The organism is Neisseria sp. 27098_8_158 (assembly GCF_041433145.1).
Taxonomy (GTDB): domain Bacteria; phylum Pseudomonadota; class Gammaproteobacteria; order Burkholderiales; family Neisseriaceae; genus Neisseria; species Neisseria subflava_E.
In genome coordinates this window covers 62457-79408 of sequence record NZ_JAPWAZ010000002.1, presented here as the reverse complement: position 1 = coordinate 79408, position 16952 = coordinate 62457, and the positions used below count along the sequence as shown (strand labels likewise).

Genomic DNA, 16952 nt, shown 5'->3' with positions numbered 1-16952 from the left:
CTGCTGATACCGAGGCCGTCTGAAACCCAACCGTTCAGACGGCCTTTTTTCAAACCATATTACTTTGTGTTGCAAACCGACAGTGTCTCCACAGGCAGAACCGGGGTTTCACTATCAAAAAGCAGCCGAAATATTTATAATCTGTGAATATCCCCATTTTTTCAGACGGCATGTTGCCCTATCGATGACGCCGGCCGTCTGAATCCCTATTTTCAGGAAAACCCATGATCCGTTTCGAACAAGTTTCCAAAACCTATCCCGGCGGTTTCGAAGCCCTGAAAAATGTCAGTTTCCAGATTAACAAAGGTGAGATGATTTTTATCGCCGGCCATTCGGGTTCGGGCAAATCCACCATTTTGAAGCTGATTTCAGGCATTACCAAGCCTACCAAAGGCAAGGTTTGGTTCAACAATCAAGACCTCGGCACCTTGAGCGACAATCAAATCGGCTTTATGCGCCAACATATCGGCATTGTCTTCCAAGACCACAAAATCCTCTACGACCGCAATGTCTTGCAAAACGTTATCCTGCCTTTGCGGATTAGCGGCTACCAGCCGCGCAAAGCTGAAGAGCGCGCGCGTATTGCGATTGAGAAAGTCGGCTTGAAAGGCCGCGAAAACGATATGCCCATCACTTTGTCCGGCGGCGAACAACAACGTTTGTGCATCGCGCGCGCAGTGGTTCACCAACCCAGCCTGCTGATTGCCGACGAGCCGTCCGCCAGTCTCGACCGCGCCTATGCGCTGGATATTATGGAATTGTTCAAAACCTTCCATGAAGCAGGCACAACCGTGATTGTTGCGGCGCACGATGAAACGCTGATGACGGATTACGGCCACCGTGTCTTGCGCCTGCAGAAAGGACGCCTCGCATGAGCATGATTCATTACATCTCGTTACACGTCGAATCGGCGCGCGCCGCGCTCAAAGAGCTTCTGCGCCAACCCATCGGCACGCTACTGACCCTGCTCATGCTTGCCGTTGCCATGACCTTGCCGCTGTTCATGTATTTGGGCATCCAAAGCGGACAAAGCGTATTGGGCAAACTCAACGAGTCGCCGCAAATTACGGTTTATATGGACACCGATGCGGCAGGTTCTGATGCCGATACGGTAAAAAACCTGCTCCAACGCGACAGCCGTATCGATAAAGTCCGCTTTATCAGCAAGCAGGAAGGTTTGGAAGAATTACAGACCAATCTCGACCAAAACCTCGTTTCCATGCTCGATGGCAACCCGTTGCCTGATGTCTTTATCGTTACGCCCGACCCTGCCACTTCTCCGGATCAGATGCAGGCCATCTATAAAGACATTACCAAACTGCCGCGCGTTGAATCTGCAACCATGGATACGGAATGGGTACAGACCCTTTATCGTATTAACGAATTTATCCGTAAGATTTTGTGGTTCCTCTCGCTGACTTTGGGCATGGCCTTTGTCTTGGTGGCACACAACACCATCCGCCTGCAAATCCTCAGCCGCAAAGAAGAGTTGGAAATCACCAAGCTGTTGGGGGCGCCCGCTTCCTTTATCCGCCGTCCTTTCCTTTATCAGGCAATGTGGCAGAGTATTTTCTCCGCCGCCGTCAGCTTGGGCTTGTCGGCCTGGCTGCTGGCCGAAGTACGGCCGCTGGTGGACGCGATTTTCAAACCCTACGGTCTGAACATCGGCTGGCGTTTCTTCACATTTAGCGAAGTGTCGCTGGTATTCGGCTTCGTCATCGCGCTGGGCGTATTCGGCGCATGGCTGGCCACCACGCAACACCTTTTGGGCTTCAAAGCCAAAAAATAAGCAAACAGGCCGTCTGAACCATTCAGACGGCCTGAAATCTTATCCTTTCGCAACTTAAACAAACCTTGTGAAAATTTAATACTGCCAAATCTAACAGCAAGGGCATAATCCCTTATAATTGGTGGCTTATTATCCATCTCATTTCATTTGTGCGGCATAAACCGTGCAGACAAATAACGAAAGACATCCTGTGGACAAACTCAAAATCTCTGCCAACGGCCCCCTCAACGGCGAAATCATCGTATCCGGCGCAAAAAACGCCGCCCTGCCGCTGATGTGTGCCGGCCTGCTGACTTCCGGCACTTTACGCCTGAAAAACGTACCCATGCTCGCCGACGTCAAAACCACCCAAAAACTGCTGCAAGGCATGGGCGCACGTGTTTTGACCGACAACATCTCCGAATTTGAAATCAACGGTGGCACTGTCAACAACACCTGCGCACCTTACGAGCTGGTAAAAACCATGCGCGCATCCATCTTGGTTTTGGGCCCGACCCTCGCCCGCTTCGGTGAAGCCCAAGTCAGCCTGCCCGGCGGCTGCGCCATCGGTTCGCGCCCGGTTGACCAACACCTCAAAGGCCTCGAAACCATGGGTGCGGAAATCACCATCGAACACGGTTACGTCAAAGCCAAAGGCCGTCTGAAAGGCACGCGTGTCACCATGGACGTCGTGACCGTAGGCGGTACCGAAAACCTGCTGATGGCGGCCACGCTCGCCGAAGGCACCACCATCCTCGAAAACTGCGCCATTGAACCCGAAGTCGTCGATTTGGCCGAATGCCTCGTTAAAATGGGCGCAAAAATCAGCGGCATCGGTACAGCAACCATGACCATCGAAGGTGTAAAAGAGCTGCACGGCTGCGAACACAGCGTCGTTCCCGACCGTATCGAAGCCGGTACCTTCCTCTGCGCCGTCGCCATGACCGGCGGCAAAGTCGTCCTGCGCAATGCCGCCCCCAAAACCATGGAAGTCGTATTGGACAAACTGACCGAAGCCGGCGCCATCATCGAAGCAGGCGACAACTGGATTTCTATCGACATGCAGCAACGCCCCAAAGCCGTGGACATACGCACCGTCGTCCACCCAGGCTTCCCAACCGACATGCAGGCGCAGTTTATGGCCATGAACGCCATTGCCGAAGGCAGCAGCCGCGTGGTGGAAACCATTTTTGAAAACCGCTTCATGCACGTTCCCGAACTCAACCGCATGGGCGCAGACATCACCACCGAAGGCAACACCGCCTACATCAAAGGCGTAGAAAAACTCTCCGGTGCCGTCGTGATGGCAACCGACCTGCGCGCCTCCGCCAGCCTCGTCATGGCAGGTTTGGTCGCAGATGGCGAAACCATCGTCGAACGCATCTACCACCTTGACCGCGGCTATGAATACATCGAGAAAAAACTCGGCGGCGTAGGCGCAAAAATCGAACGCGTACGCGGTTAATCCCATACGCAGCCGATAAATAAAAGGCCGTCTGAAACACCGGCAATCGGGTTTCAGACGGCCTTTACGTATTGTTTTGCGGTATAATTCCCGACATCTTTATCCATTGTTTTTAAAAGCACAAACCATGACACGCAAAATCCTTGTCACTTCCGCACTGCCGTATGCCAACGGTACGCCCGTGATGCTTGCCGCTCAAAAACAAGATAAAACAGAGAGGAATCTATTGAAACAATATTTGAAAGTAACTTCATTGTTAAAAGAAAGGACTACTAAGACTGAGTAAGAACCAATCTGAAATCGAAGTATATTATAGTGCTTATTTAGTTAAATTTTTGATTATTAGGATAACAGCATGCTTGATTTAAAGAACTATCCGTACAAAGCTGTAATTACGCATTTTGTATTATTCAATGCAATATTGTCTTTTTTATTGGCAGCATCTATTTCAGTTTTATTAAATTTTGACTCCAGTAGTCGGCTTGCTTTACATGACTTTCTAATTAGCCTTGGAGAAAATTTTCTGTATTTGTTTTTTATTCCAACTATAATAACGGCTATATTTGTTTCAATATTTAAAATAAGAGATAATTCTATAGGTAGAAAAGTAGTATTCCTAATAACTTTTTTAATACCATCTATAATTATATGGATTACAACATGTGTATTCCAAAAAGAAGATGCCTGCTTTATTGGAATATCAATAATATATTTTTTATGCGGAATTCCAATTATAATCAACTCCATGTTTCAGATATATTGGCTGAAAAAAATATTTCGTGAAATTAACTAACTTTTATCTTAGGAGTAAAAAATGGAAAATCGTTATACATTAACGATTTATGTTGCAGCGCCTGGTACGCCTACTTTGAAGGGTGGAGAAAAAGATACGTCAACTGTAGGGCATGTATATTATTCAATAAGTGATGGAAATCGTCAGATGGGATGGGGGTTTGCTCCTACTAGTTCTTTCCCTATTTGGAAAGGAAAAGTCGTAAATAATGAGTTTAATATATATCAAAACCCTGTTCTTGAACGTACTATGGAAATTACAAAAAAGCAATATGATGCTTTAAAAGATTTTGGATTACACCCTGATAAACATGGATTTAATTCTTCATTTTATAATGCTTTTAGTAATAGCTGTGTAGATTTTCTCTATACTGCTTTAAAAGAAGGGGATATTTACCATAAACAAGTTTATGGTAATGATATTACTGGGCTGGTTGACCATGAAGGTGCTATTCGCGTTCCTCGAAATATTAAAGAGTTAAAAGATATTTCTAATCCTATTCCTCACAGCCCATTGAATAAAACAATCGAACGACCTTTACCGAAGCAAAGTTGGAGCCAAAAAAATATTCTAAGTAAAACTGATGATATTTTGCCTTCTATAAAAAACATTGAAGATGTACCTCAATACACGCAGGCAGCTTCTTCATCCAAACCGCAATTCCTTTCCCCCGAAGCCCAAAAGATCTTCAATACTGCAATGGTGCACCTAACGACATATCATAAGACAAACAATCTGTCTATTAATGAGGAAAAACTGCAAAATTCCGCGATGGCACTTACCGCCTTGGCTCAGTCAAAAAATATAACTGATCTTACTTTATTTAGTGTAAAAAACGACCAGTATCTAATCGGAAACCGAAATCCTACATTAAATCTTGCTTCTATGGATATAGGACTATCTGCATCTATTCCCGCGGAAAAGAGCTTTAATCAAATCCAGCAAACGGCACAACTCTCTGAATATGAAGAGCAACAAAAACAATTGGCACAATCTCAATCGCGTGGAATGAGTATTGGGTAACAAAACCTTTCTAGAACATCTCAAAAGGCCGTCTGAAACACCGGCAATCAGGTTTCAGACGGCCTTTGCGTATTGTTTTGCGGTATAATTCCCGACATCTTTATCCATTGTTTTTAAAAGCACAAACCATGACACGCAAAATCCTTGTCACTTCCGCGCTGCCATATGCCAACGGCAGCATCCACCTCGGCCACATGGTCGAACACATCCAAACCGATGTTTGGGTACGCTTCCAAAAACTGCGCGGCCACGAATGCTACTACTGCTGCGCCGACGACACCCACGGCACGCCCGTAATGCTTGCCGCGCAAAAACAAGGCATTGCGCCTGAAGACATGATTGCCAAAGTGCGCGAAGAGCACCTCGCCGACTTTACCGGTTTCAACATCGGTTACGACAATTATTACAGCACCCACTCCCCTGAAAACAAACAGTTTTCCCAAGATATTTACCGCGCACTGAAAGCCAACGGCAAAATCGAAAGCCGCGTCATCGAGCAGCTTTTCGACCCTGAAAAACAAATGTTCCTGCCCGACCGCTTCGTCAAAGGCGAATGCCCCAAATGCCACGCCCAAGACCAATACGGCGACAACTGCGAAGTCTGCGGCACCACCTATTCCCCGACCGAACTGATTAACCCGTATTCCGCCGTTTCCGGTGCCAAACCCGAATTGCGCGAATCCGAACACTTCTTCTTCAAACTGGGCGAATGCGCCGACTTCCTCAAAGCATGGACTTCCGGCAACAATCCGCACGACGGCAAGCCCCATCTGCAACCAGAAGCCCTCAACAAAATGAAAGAATGGCTGGGCGAAGGCGAAGAAACCACGCTGTCCGACTGGGACATCTCCCGCGACGCGCCGTATTTCGGTTTTGAAATCCCCGACGCGCCGGGCAAATACTTCTACGTCTGGCTGGACGCGCCCGTCGGCTACATGGCGTCGTTTAAAAACCTGTGCGACCGAATCGGCATCGATTTTGACGAATACTTCAAAGCCGACAGCCAAACCGAGATGTACCACTTCATCGGCAAAGATATTCTCTATTTCCACGCCCTGTTCTGGCCCGCCATGCTGCATTTCTCCGGCCACCGCGCCCCGACCGGCGTGTACGCACACGGCTTTTTGACCGTGGACGGACAAAAAATGTCCAAATCGCGCGGCACCTTCATCACCGCCAAATCCTATCTGGAACAAGGCCTGAACCCCGAGTGGATGCGCTACTACATCGCTGCCAAGCTCAACAGCAAAATCGAAGACATCGATTTGAACCTGCAAGACTTTATCAGCCGCGTCAACAGCGACCTCGTCGGCAAATACGTCAACATCGCCGCCCGCGCTTCAGGTTTCATCGCCAAACGCTTTGAAGGCCGTCTGAAAGACGTTGCCGACAGCGAATTGCTGGCAAAACTGACTGCGCAAAGCGAAGCCATTGCCGAATGCTACGAAAGCCGCGAATACGCCAAAGCCCTGCGCGACATCATGGCCTTGGCAGACATTGTTAACGAATACGTTGATGCCAACAAACCTTGGGAACTCGCCAAACAAGAAGGCCAAGACGCACGCCTGCACGAAGTATGCAGCGAGCTCATCAACGCCTTTACCATGTTGACCGCCTACCTCGCCCCCGTATTGCCGAAAGTAGCCGAAAACGCCGCCAAATTCCTGAATTTGGAAGCCATCACTTGGGCAAACACACGCGAAACCTTGGGCGAACACGCTATCAATAAGTACGAACATTTAATGCAACGAGTGGAGCAAAAACAAGTGGACGATTTAATCGAAGCCAACAAACAAAGTATCGCCGCCGCAGCCGCGCCTGCCGCCGAAGAGAGTAAATACGAGAAAGTCGCCGAACAGGCCAGCTTTGACGACTTTATGAAAATCGACATGCGCGTCGCCAAAGTATTGAACTGCGAAGCCGTCGAAGGCAGCACCAAACTTTTGAAATTCGACCTCGATTTCGGTTTTGAAAAACGTATCATCTTCTCCGGCATCGCCGCATCTTACCCAAATCCTGCCGAATTGAACGGCCGCATGGTCATCGCCGTCGCCAACTTCGCCCCACGTAAAATGGCAAAATTCGGCGTATCCGAAGGCATGATCCTCTCCGCCGCCACCGCAGAGGGCAAACTGAAGCTCCTCGACGTTGACGCAGGCGCACAGCCCGGGGATAAAGTGGGCTAAGTATCAAATCTTAAGGAGAAACCATGTTAAACCTTTCCGCACCGGTACTTAAAGAAATTGAGTTGCTTCATGATGCAGGCTTATCGGTTGGCGCTATTGTTGCAGTGTTGCGTTTGAAGTTTCCGGTAGAGCTCCATGATCGGGAGGACAAGAAAATTGAAGAAGCCGTTCTTCTCATGAACAATCCGCCGCGAAAAGCACCGTCTCTTTCCCGCTAAGGTAGCAATACCGGTTGAAAGGTAAATTTGGTTATGCTTCAACAAAAGGCCGTCTGAAACTTTCAGACGGCCTTTTTATTTATCCAAACGCTTATTTCCGTTAAAACTTTATCTCAATAATTCATCGGTAACGCGTTGCAGAAATTCGATACGCTCGGGTTTGGCTTCGCCTGATTCGGCACCGGCTTTGACGGCGCAGCCGGGTTCGGTGCGGTGGGTGCAGTTGTGGAAACGGCACTGGCCGATGAGGTGGCGCAGGTCGGGGAAGTATTGCAGTAAATCGGCGGCTTGGAGATGGTGCAGGCCGAATTCTTGCAGGCCGGGGGAGTCGATGAGTCGGGTTTCTGCGTTTAAATCGTACAGTTGGGCATGGGTGGTGGTGTGTTTGCCGGAGTCGAGCGCGGTGGAAATGTCGCCGGTTCGGGCGGCTTGGTTGCCGAGTAGGGCGTTGGTCAAGGTGGACTTGCCCATGCCGCTTTGTCCGAGCAGGATGTTGGTTTGCCCTTCTAAAATGGGACGCAGGATGTCGGCGTTTTCCAATGCGTTGGTTTCGACCACGGAGTAGCCGAGGGTTTCGTAGAATTTGAGTTTCTCGCGCCATTGGGCGGTTTCGGGGAGGTCGGCTTTATTGAGGACGATGACGGCGTCGATGCCGGCCGCTTCGGCTGCGAGGAGGGCGCGTTGCAACAGGGCTTCGCTAGGTGAGGGGCTGGCAGCGGTGACGATGAGGAGTTGGGTAACGTTGGCGGCAATCAGTTTGGTTTTCCACGCGTCTTGGCGGTAGAGCAGGCTTTCGCGCGGGAGGTAGTCTTCAATCACGACTTGTTCGCCGTTGATGGGGCTGATGCGGACTTGGTCGCCGCAGGCGAAATCGACGCGTTTTTTGCGGGTGGTGGCGTCATATGTTTGGCCGTCGGGGGTGCGGACGATATAGCGGCGGCCATAGCTGGTAATGATTTGGGCGGTATCGGTCATGATGGGGCTTATTGTTTGGAATGTTGTGATTGTACCGAAAGTCGGCTATGGCCGTCTGAAAACTTGTTTGCACCTTTTAACTTTCTTTGGCTTGGTTTTTGGATGTTTCTACTCTATATTTGCAATGTATTTGTTTTCAGGAGATTTTTTATGGATTTCAGTCAGTTGCTCAATCAGGTTTTGGGTGCGGCTCAAAAAGGCGGCAAAGCGGTGGCGGACAGTCCGCTCAATTCTTTCGGCGGCGGCGCGCTGACGGGTGCTTTGGCATCGATGCTGTTGAAAAAGAAAAACACGAAGAAGCTGGTCAAGGCCGGCTCGGTCGCCGCTTTGGGTTTTCTGGCTTATAAAGGCTATCAAAACTGGAAACAAAACCGCCAGCAGGACGAATTGCCGCAAAGTGCGTTCCAACCTGCCGGTCTGATTGGTGAAAACCACAGCCGTGTGATTTTGCAAACGATGATTGCGGCGGCGGCTTCAGACGGCCTGATTGATGATGCAGAACGCGCGGCGATTGAGCGTGAAAGCGGCAGCGATGCGGAAACGGCGGCATGGCTGCAGGCGGAATATGCGCAACCGGCCTCCATCGAGCAAATTGCCGCTTCAGTCGGCAGCGACGAGGCTTTGGCAGCCGAAACTTATCTGGCGGCCAGATTGGTCTGCGCGGACTTGTCGCGCAAGGAAATTGTGTTCCTGAGCCGTTTGTCCCAAGCTTTGAATTTGGACGACCAGCTGGTCGAAAGCTTGGAAAAACAGCTCGAATTGGCTTAAGCTTGATTTAAAAGGCCGTCTGAAACCTGATTTCAGACGGCCTTTCGACTTAATTTCAGAGTAAAATAACTCTTTCGACATATTAAAGGCTGTCTGAACATGAATAAACTTTTTTCCACATTTAAAACGTTTTTAGCCGCTTCGTCCGTCTTGGTATTGGCTGCCTGTCCGAACGGCAACGCACCGCAATCCAAACCTTCTACGCAGGGTCAAAATACGGTTTCGCATCCTGCACCCAAACCGAAAGCCACAGTTGCGCTGGCTTTGGGCGGCGGCGCGTCCAAAGGCTTTGCCCATATTGGGATTATTAAGGTTTTGAAAGAAAACAATATTCCGGTCAAAATTGTTACCGGCACATCCGCAGGCTCGATTGTCGGCAGTATGTACGCTTCGGGAATGTCGCCCGACCGCCTCGAATTGGAAGCGGAAATTTTGGGTAAAACCGATTTGGTGGATTTGACCTTGTCCACCAGCGGCTTCATCAAAGGCGAAAAACTGCAAAACTACATCAACCGCAAAGTCGGCAACCGCCCGATGCAGCAGTTCCCCATCAAGTTTGCCGCCGTTGCGACTGATTTTGAAAGCGGCAAACCGGTGGTGTTCAACGTAGGCAATGCCGGACAGGCCGTCCGCGCTTCTGCGTCGATTCCAAACGTATTCCAGCCTGTCGTCATCGGCAACCGCAAATATGTAGACGGCGGCCTGTCGCAACCCGTACCGGTCAGCGCGGCGAAAAAAATGGGCGCAAACTTCATCATTGCCGTCGATATTTCCGCCCGTCCGGCCAAAAATGTCAGCCAAGGCATGTTCTCCTATCTTGACCAAACCTTCAACGTGATGAGTCAAACTGCGTTGCATCAAGAATTGGGACAAGCCAATGTGGTCATCAAACCGCAGGTTTTGGAGCTGGGTTCGGTTGGCGGCTTCGACCAAAAACAACGCGCCATCCAACTGGGTGAACAGGCCGCACGCGCAGCCCTGCCTGAAATCAAACGCAAACTGGCGGCATATCAGTATTAATCATCCGCCGTTTGAACAGGCCGTCTGAAAGTATGTTTTTCAGACGGCCTTTCTTGTGCAAATCTGCTAAAATCACGCGTTTCCTACAAATCATAAAATCCGAAAAAAATGAATATCTTTTACGAAGAGTCCGGCCAATTCAAAGTTGCCTCCATCGTCCAAAAAAACGACGCCACCTACCAAGTCGATACCCAACACGGCAAACGCACCAAAGTGAAGGCAAACAATGTCTTTGCCGAGTTTGACGGCGATATGGCGGCATTTTTGGAAAACGCGCAGGCACAGGCGGCGGATATCGACACCGATTTATTGTGGGAAGTATGCGGCGAAGAGGAATTTACCGCCGAAGCCATCGCCGAAGAATATTACGGCCATGCGCCGACCAAAACCGAGCTGGCGGCGACTTTGATTGCGCTTTACGCCGCGCCGATGTATTTCTACAAAAAAGCCAAAGGCGTGTTCAAAGCCGCGCCCGAAGAAACCTTAAAACAAGCGCTTGCCGCCATCGAACGCAAAAAACAACAAGACGCGCAAATCGACGCTTGGGCGGAAGCCTTGAAACGCGGCGAGATGCCGTCTGAAATCGCAGCGGATCTGAAAACCATCCTGCACGCGCCCGACAAGCAGTCGCTGACCTACAAAGCCTTTACCAAAGCCGCCGATGCGCTGAAAACCTCCGCCTACGAACTGGCGAAAAAAACAGGCGGCATTACGTCCATTCCCCAATACCTGCAAGACGGGTTTGAAATCAAATATTTCCCCAAAGGAACAGGTTTCCCCGACCTCTCCCTTCCCGAAATGCCCGACCTGCCCAAGGCCGACGTTACCGCCTTTTCCATTGACGACGAATCGACCACCGAAGTGGACGATGCCTTGAGCCTGACCGACTTGGGCAACGGCACGAAGCGCGTCGGTATCCACATCGCCGCACCGTCTCTCGCTGTCGCTCAAGGCGACAAAATGGAAAAAAACATCATGGAACGCTTGAGCACGGTCTATTTCCCCGGTGGCAAAATCACCATGCTGCCCGAAAACTGGATTGCCGCGTTCAGCCTTGATGCGGGCGCGTACCGCCCTGCCGTCAGCATTTATTTCGATGTGGACGGCGAGTTCAACGTCGGCGAGCCGACCTGCAAAATCGAAGCCGTCAACATCGCTGAAAACCTGCGCATTCAGACCATCGAGCCGCATTTCAACGCCGAAACCGGCTTGGACGAAGCCGGCGAAATGATGTTCGCCCACCATCAAGACCTGATTTGGTTCTATCAATTTGCCATCGCCCTGCAAAAAGCGCGCGGCAAATACGAACCCGACCGTGCGCCGCAATACGATTACAGCATCGAATTGGATGAGGAAGGCAACGTATCCGTCGTCCGCCGCGAACGCGGTTCGCCCATCGATACGCTGGTCAGCGAGATGATGATTCTTGCCAACAGCACTTGGGCGCAAATGCTGGACGAAAACGAGCTGCCCGGCCTTTTCCGCGTCCAACCGGCAGGCAAAGTGCGCATGAGCACCAAATCCGAGCCGCACATCGGCATGGGCGTGCAGCATTACGGCTGGTTTACCTCGCCGCTGCGCCGCGCCGCCGACTACATCAACCAAAAGCAGCTGATCAGCCTGATCGACGACACTGCCGAGCCGCTGTATCAAAACAGCGATGCCGAGCTTTTCGCCGCGCTGCGCGACTTTGATGCCGCCTATACAGCCTACGCCGACTTCCAACGCCAAATGGAAGCCTACTGGAGCCTCGTCTATCTGCAACAGCAAGGCACGAGCGAGCTGACGGCCACCATCCTCAAAGAAGACCTCGTCCGCATTGAAGGCCTGCCGCTGGTAACGCGTGCGACCGGTATTCCGTTTGACGCGCTGCCCAAATCGCAGGCATTGTTCAAAATCACTGAATTGGATGCCGAGAAGCAGTTTATCGCGCTCAACTATCAAAAAGCCGTTTTACCGGGCTGATAACGTTATTCCGTTTGAAAAAAGGCCGTCTGAACAAAGAAACAGAAATCTTTGATTTCGTTTTCATCCCAGTTCAGACGGCCTTCATCATCTAAAAATGCTACAATTCCCCTTTTCTGCCCATCATTTCAAACCATGAAAAAAAACGCCCCCCAATCCTTTGAAGAAGCTTTATCCCGCCTCGAAACCCTGACCCAGGCCATGCAAAGCAGCGAAATGCCGCTGGAAGACGCTCTGGCCGCCTATCAGGAAGGCAACGAATTGGTCAGATACTGCCAAACCAAATTGGCGGAAGTCGAGCAGAAACTGCAAGTCTTGGATGCCGGCGAACTGAAGGAGTTGAACCTTGAACCCGGCGAATGAACTCAAAACATGGCAGCAAAAAGCCCAAGCGCAAACCGAATTGCTGCTGGCGCATTTCTTGCCGTCTGAAAGCCAAGTGCCGCACACGCTGCACGAAGCCATGCGTTACGTTACCCTCGGCGGCGGCAAACGGCTGCGCCCGCTCTTGGTGCTTGCCGCGTCCGAATTGGGCGAAGCAAACCAAAATGCCGTCGAGCAGGCGATGGCGGCCATCGAAATGGTGCACGTCTATTCGTTGGTTCATGACGATATGCCGGCGATGGACAACGACAGCCTGCGCCGCGGCAAACCGACCTGCCATGTGCAATACGATGAAGCAACCGCCCTTTTGGTCGGCGATGCGCTGCAAACCCAAGCCTTTGATGTACTGAGCCGTCCGACAGGCCTGCCTGCCGAACGCCAGCTTGCCATGTTGTCCACGCTGGCCCAGGCGTCCGGCAGCCTCGGCATGGCGGGCGGACAAGCCATCGACCTTGCCAATGTCGGCAAAGCCATGAATCAGGCTGAATTGGAACAGATGCACAGCCTCAAAACCGGCGCACTCATCCGCGCGGCCGTGGCCTTAGGCGCACTTTCCTGCCCGGACTTAACACCGGCGCAAATCCAAACCTTAGACCACTACGCCGCCAAATTAGGCCTGGCTTTCCAAGTGATCGACGATGTATTGGACTGCGAAGCCGATACCGCCACCTTGGGCAAAACCGCCGGCAAAGACTCGGACAACGACAAACCGACCTACGTCAAACTGATGGGCCTGCACGCCGCGCGTACTTATGCAGAAACGCTGATTGCAGAAGCCGTTGCCCTGATCGAGCCATTCGGCGACAAAGCCCTGCGCCTGCGCCAACTGGCCGAGTTTGTTACTGCACGGAAAAACTAAACCTGCAAATCAATAAAGGCCGTCTGAAACCTGATTTTAGGTTTCAGACGGCCTTTTTAACAGCCTGTTTGGCTGGTACCAACCGAATGCGAAGCCTTTCAAAATACGGCTCAGAAATCCCCCGCAAACTGCATTTACAAGCCTCAGCCTGTCTGTTTAATCCAATAGGGCATCTACAAACGCTTTGGCATTAAACGGACGCAAATCGTCGATGCCTTCGCCTACGCCGATGTAGCGGACAGGAACAGGGCGGTCGGAGGCAAGGGCGGCAAGGATACCGCCTTTGGCCGTACCGTCTAGCTTGGTGACGATCAGGCCGGTCAGACCCAGCGCTTCGTCAAAGGCTTTCACTTGGTTGACGGCATTTTGACCGATGTTGGCATCAAGCACGACGATGATTTCATGTGGCGCATCCGGCATGGCTTTTTGCAACACGCGCTTCACTTTTTTGATTTCTTCCATCAAATGAAGCTGGGTCGGCAGACGGCCGGCAGTATCGGCCAGCACGATGTCGATCCCGCGCGCTTTCGCGGCTTGGACGGCATCGAAGCAAACGGCTGCGGAATCACCCGTAGTTTGCGAAATCACGGTCACATTGTTGCGCTCGCCCCAAGCTTGAAGCTGCTCACGCGCGGCGGCACGGAAAGTATCGCCTGCCGCCAGCAATACAGATTTGCCCTGGGCTTGGAAGTATTTGGCCAATTTGCCGATAGACGTGGTTTTGCCTGCGCCGTTGATACCGGCAAGCATAATCACGAAAGGCTCCTTGGTTTCCGGCAAGACCAAAGGTTTCTCCAGAGGCTTAATCAAGTCATACAGCGCATCTTTCAGCGCACCGCGCAATTCGTTGCCGTCTTTGAGGCCTTTGAGGCTGACGCGGTCGCGCACGTCTTTCATCAAGTATTCGGTGGCTTCCATGCCCATATCGCTGGTAATCAGCACGGTTTCCAGCTCTTCGTACAAATCCTCGTCGATTTGTCCGCCGCCGAACACGCCGGCCAATGATTTTGCCATTTTGTCGCGTGATTTGGTCAAGCCTTGTTTCAAACGCGCAGCCCAACCGAGCTTGGGTTCTTCTACCGGAGTAGGGGCTTCGGCTGAAGCCTCTGCAACAACTTCTTGAACTTGCTCGACAGTCTCACTAACTGCCTCAACAGCTTCTTTTTTGACTGCTTCGGCCTGTTCCGCTGCTTCCTCAACAGTTTCAGCCACTTCAGACGGCATCTCGGCAACGGTTTCTTGAACCTGTTCAACAGCCTCGCTAACAGTTTCAACAGCCACTTCTTTTACCACTTCAGCCTGTTCCGCGACTTCTTCAGCAGCCTCAGCCGCTTCAGCCGGCATCTCGGTAACGGTTTCTTGAACCTGTTCAACAGCCTCGCTGACGGTTTCAACAACCGCTTCTTTTTCCGCTTCAAGGTGTTCTTCTACTTTTTCCACTGTTTCAGACGGCGTTTCGGTCAAAGCTTCCCGAACCTGCTCGACGGTTTCGCTGACAGTTTCTACAGCCGATTCGACAACTGATTCAACATGTCCTTTGACGTTTACTGCTAAAGATTCGGCATCTTCTTTAATATTTTCAACTACTTGAGCAACTTCAGATTCTACTTTTGCTGCGCTTTCCTGAACTTGATCCTCCTCAGGAGCCGGAGTTTCCTGTTTTTTCTTGCGACGGAAGAAGCTGAACATTAAATTTTCCTTTTAATTTTAGAAACTTGAAATAGGGAGTATTGTAGCGTATTTTACGTGGCAAGGTCGTCTGAAAATCAAGGTTGTCAGGTTTTGGCATTTCCAACGTCTAACAAGGCAAACCATCCATACAGGAAACATAAAGATGAAACCCCGTACCTTCTTTTCCCTTTGCGCCAAGTTCGGTTGCCTGCTTGCGCTTGGCGCCTGCTCATCCAAAATGATGGATACCGAAGCCGCAACCGTACCGCAGGCATTATCCTCGTTAAAAACCCCTGACAACCGCCCTGCCAGTGTTTTCCTGAAAAAAGACAAACCCACCCTGATTAAATTTTGGGCAAGTTGGTGTCCTTTGTGTTTGTCCGAATTGGGACAAACCGAAAAATGGGCGCAAGATGCAAAATTCGGTTCTGCCAACCTGATTACCGTTGCCTCACCCGGTTTTCTACACGAGAAAAAAGACGGCGACTTTCAAAAATGGTATGCCGGTTTGAATTATCCCAAGCTACCCGTCGTTACCGACAACGGCGGCTCCATCGCCCAAAGCCTGAATATCAGTGTTTACCCTTCATGGGCATTAATCGGCAAAGACGGCGACGTGCAGCGCATCGTCAAAGGCAGTATCAACGAAGCGCAGGCATTGGCTTTAATCCGCGACCCGAATGCCGATATAGGCCGTCTGAAAAACTCGTTCTACAAACCCGACACACAGAAAAAGGATTCAGCAATCATGAATACGCGCACCATCTACCTTGCCGGCGGCTGCTTCTGGGGCTTGGAAGCCTATTTCCAACGCATAGACGGCGTGATTGACGCAGTATCCGGCTACGCCAACGGCAAAACGAAAAATCCGAGCTACGAAGACGTGTCCTACCGCGACACGGGTCATGCCGAGACCGTCAAAGTGACCTACGATGCCGACAAACTCAGCCTCGACGACATCCTGCAATACTATTTCCGCGTCGTTGACCCAACCAGCCTCAACAAACAAGGTAACGACATCGGCACGCAATACCGCAGCGGCGTGTACTACACCGACCCCGCCGAAAAAGCCGTTATCGCCGCCGCCCTCAAACGCGAGCAGCAAAAATACCAACAGCCCCTCGTCGTCGAAAACGAGCCGCTGCAAAACTTCTACGACGCTGAGGAATACCATCAGGACTACCTGATTAAAAACCCCAACGGCTATTGCCACATCGACATACGCAAAGCCGACGAACCGCTGCCGGGCAAAACCAAAGCTGCCCCGCAAGGCAAAGGCTTTGACGCGGCAACGTATAAAAAACCCGGCGATGCCGAACTCAAACGCCTCCTGACCGAAGAGCAATACCAAGTTACTCAAAACAGCGCGACCGAATACGCCTTCAGTCATGAATACGACCACTTGTTCAAACCCGGTATTTATGTGGACATTGTCAGCGGCGAACCCCTATTCAGCTCTGCCGACAAATTCGATTCCGGCTGCGGCTGGCCGAGCTTCACCCACCCGATTAACGCCTCCTCCGTTACCGAACACGACGATTTCAGCTACAACATGCGCCGCACCGAAGTGCGCAGCCATGCCGCCGACTCGCACTTGGGACACGTCTTCGCCGACGGTCCGAAAGACAAAGGCGGCCTGCGCTATTGCATCAACGGCGCAAGTTTGAAATTCATTCCTTTGGAAGAAATGGACGCTGCCGGCTACGACGCATTGAAAGACAAAGTGAAATAACGGTTTGAATCGAAAAAGGCCGTCTGAAAGAGATTTCAGACGGCCTTTTTAATTTGTCGAATGTAGAAAGCTGGTTCTTATCTATCAAAAAATCTCAATAACTAAGAACGTGCGCCCTACAAAAA

General features: G+C 51.0%; 15 protein-coding genes and 2 pseudogenes. 13 read left to right on the top strand and 4 right to left on the bottom strand.

The window, feature by feature from the left end; translation table 11 throughout:
- The first annotated feature begins 224 nt into the window (after positions 1-224).
- The 4 genes from ftsE (at position 225) to O3681_RS05855 (ending at position 3519) form a co-directional block, all read left to right on the top strand.
- A complete protein-coding gene (gene ftsE, locus O3681_RS05870; protein ID WP_107723904.1) occupies positions 225-875 on the top strand; it encodes a cell division ATP-binding protein FtsE in 651 nt (216 codons plus the stop codon).
- The gene (gene ftsX, locus O3681_RS05865) at positions 872-1789 is read left to right on the top strand and encodes a permease-like cell division protein FtsX (RefSeq protein WP_063076502.1); all 918 of its coding nucleotides are present in this window, start codon (positions 872-874) and stop codon (positions 1787-1789) included. The genes ftsE and ftsX overlap by 4 nt, the downstream gene beginning before the upstream one ends.
- Positions 1790-1979: 190 nt before the next feature.
- Positions 1980-3233: a UDP-N-acetylglucosamine 1-carboxyvinyltransferase gene (gene murA / locus O3681_RS05860; protein ID WP_049333045.1), complete on the top strand. Its 1254-nt coding sequence runs from the start codon at positions 1980-1982 to the stop codon at positions 3231-3233.
- Between the two features lie 127 nt (positions 3234-3360).
- Complete coding sequence (locus tag O3681_RS05855; protein WP_159068473.1) at positions 3361-3519, top strand: hypothetical protein; 159 nt, start codon at positions 3361-3363, stop codon at positions 3517-3519.
- A gap of 86 nt (positions 3520-3605) precedes the next feature.
- Here O3681_RS05855 and O3681_RS05850 read toward each other — a convergent pair whose 3' ends face one another.
- A complete protein-coding gene (locus O3681_RS05850) occupies positions 3606-3980 on the bottom strand; it encodes a hypothetical protein (protein ID WP_107723905.1) in 375 nt (124 codons plus the stop codon).
- A gap of 658 nt (positions 3981-4638) precedes the next feature.
- Between O3681_RS05850 and O3681_RS05845 the strand changes: the two are divergent.
- From O3681_RS05845 to O3681_RS05835, 3 genes and pseudogenes are all read left to right on the top strand, one after another.
- Positions 4639-5049, top strand: a pseudogene (locus O3681_RS05845) (hypothetical protein); the annotation flags it as partial.
- A 128-nt stretch (positions 5050-5177) separates the two neighbouring features.
- Complete coding sequence (gene metG, locus O3681_RS05840) at positions 5178-7235, top strand: methionine--tRNA ligase (protein ID WP_314272825.1); 2058 nt, start codon at positions 5178-5180, stop codon at positions 7233-7235.
- Positions 7236-7258: 23 nt separating this feature from the next.
- Positions 7259-7453, top strand: coding sequence for a virulence regulator (locus O3681_RS05835; RefSeq protein ID WP_371459516.1), 195 nt, complete (start codon positions 7259-7261; stop codon positions 7451-7453).
- 108 nt (positions 7454-7561) lie between these two features.
- Here the strand turns inward: O3681_RS05835 and rsgA are convergent, their stop codons facing one another.
- On the bottom strand, positions 7562-8428 hold the full coding sequence (gene rsgA, locus O3681_RS05830; RefSeq protein ID WP_371459515.1) for a ribosome small subunit-dependent GTPase A: 867 nt from the start codon (positions 8426-8428) through the stop codon (positions 7562-7564).
- A 150-nt stretch (positions 8429-8578) separates the two neighbouring features.
- Between rsgA and O3681_RS05825 the strand changes: the two genes are divergently transcribed.
- The 5 genes from O3681_RS05825 (at position 8579) to O3681_RS05805 (ending at position 13424) form a co-directional block, all read left to right on the top strand.
- Positions 8579-9196 (top strand): tellurite resistance TerB family protein, encoded by a 618-nt coding sequence (locus O3681_RS05825; protein WP_049349212.1) that lies wholly within the window; start codon positions 8579-8581, stop codon positions 9194-9196.
- A 99-nt stretch (positions 9197-9295) separates the two neighbouring features.
- Positions 9296-10216 carry a patatin-like phospholipase family protein gene (locus tag O3681_RS05820; protein WP_371459514.1) on the top strand — a complete coding sequence of 307 codons (921 nt, stop codon included), beginning with the start codon at positions 9296-9298 and terminating at the stop codon, positions 10214-10216.
- A 108-nt stretch (positions 10217-10324) separates the two neighbouring features.
- A complete protein-coding gene (locus O3681_RS05815) occupies positions 10325-12181 on the top strand; it encodes a ribonuclease catalytic domain-containing protein (protein ID WP_070584463.1) in 1857 nt (618 codons plus the stop codon).
- Between the two features lie 135 nt (positions 12182-12316).
- Positions 12317-12544, top strand: a complete 228-nt coding sequence (locus O3681_RS05810) for an exodeoxyribonuclease VII small subunit (RefSeq protein WP_003681131.1) — start codon at positions 12317-12319, stop codon at positions 12542-12544.
- On the top strand, positions 12528-13424 hold the full coding sequence (locus tag O3681_RS05805; RefSeq protein ID WP_070646462.1) for a polyprenyl synthetase family protein: 897 nt from the start codon (positions 12528-12530) through the stop codon (positions 13422-13424). The genes O3681_RS05810 and O3681_RS05805 overlap by 17 nt, the downstream gene beginning before the upstream one ends.
- 156 nt (positions 13425-13580) lie before the next feature.
- Here the strand turns inward: O3681_RS05805 and ftsY are convergent, their stop codons facing one another.
- Together ftsY and O3681_RS05795 are read right to left on the bottom strand one after the other, a co-directional pair.
- Positions 13581-14864 carry a signal recognition particle-docking protein FtsY gene (ftsY, locus tag O3681_RS05800; protein WP_371459709.1) on the bottom strand — a complete coding sequence of 428 codons (1284 nt, stop codon included), beginning with the start codon at positions 14862-14864 and terminating at the stop codon, positions 13581-13583.
- Between the two features lie 81 nt (positions 14865-14945).
- Positions 14946-15113, bottom strand: a pseudogene (locus O3681_RS05795) (signal recognition particle-docking protein FtsY); the annotation flags it as partial.
- A 145-nt stretch (positions 15114-15258) separates the two neighbouring features.
- On the opposite strand from O3681_RS05795, the gene msrAB reads away from it, so the two are divergent.
- On the top strand, positions 15259-16827 hold the full coding sequence (gene msrAB / locus O3681_RS05790) for a bifunctional peptide-methionine (S)-S-oxide reductase MsrA/peptide-methionine (R)-S-oxide reductase MsrB (protein WP_371459513.1): 1569 nt from the start codon (positions 15259-15261) through the stop codon (positions 16825-16827).
- Positions 16828-16952 lie beyond the last annotated feature (125 nt).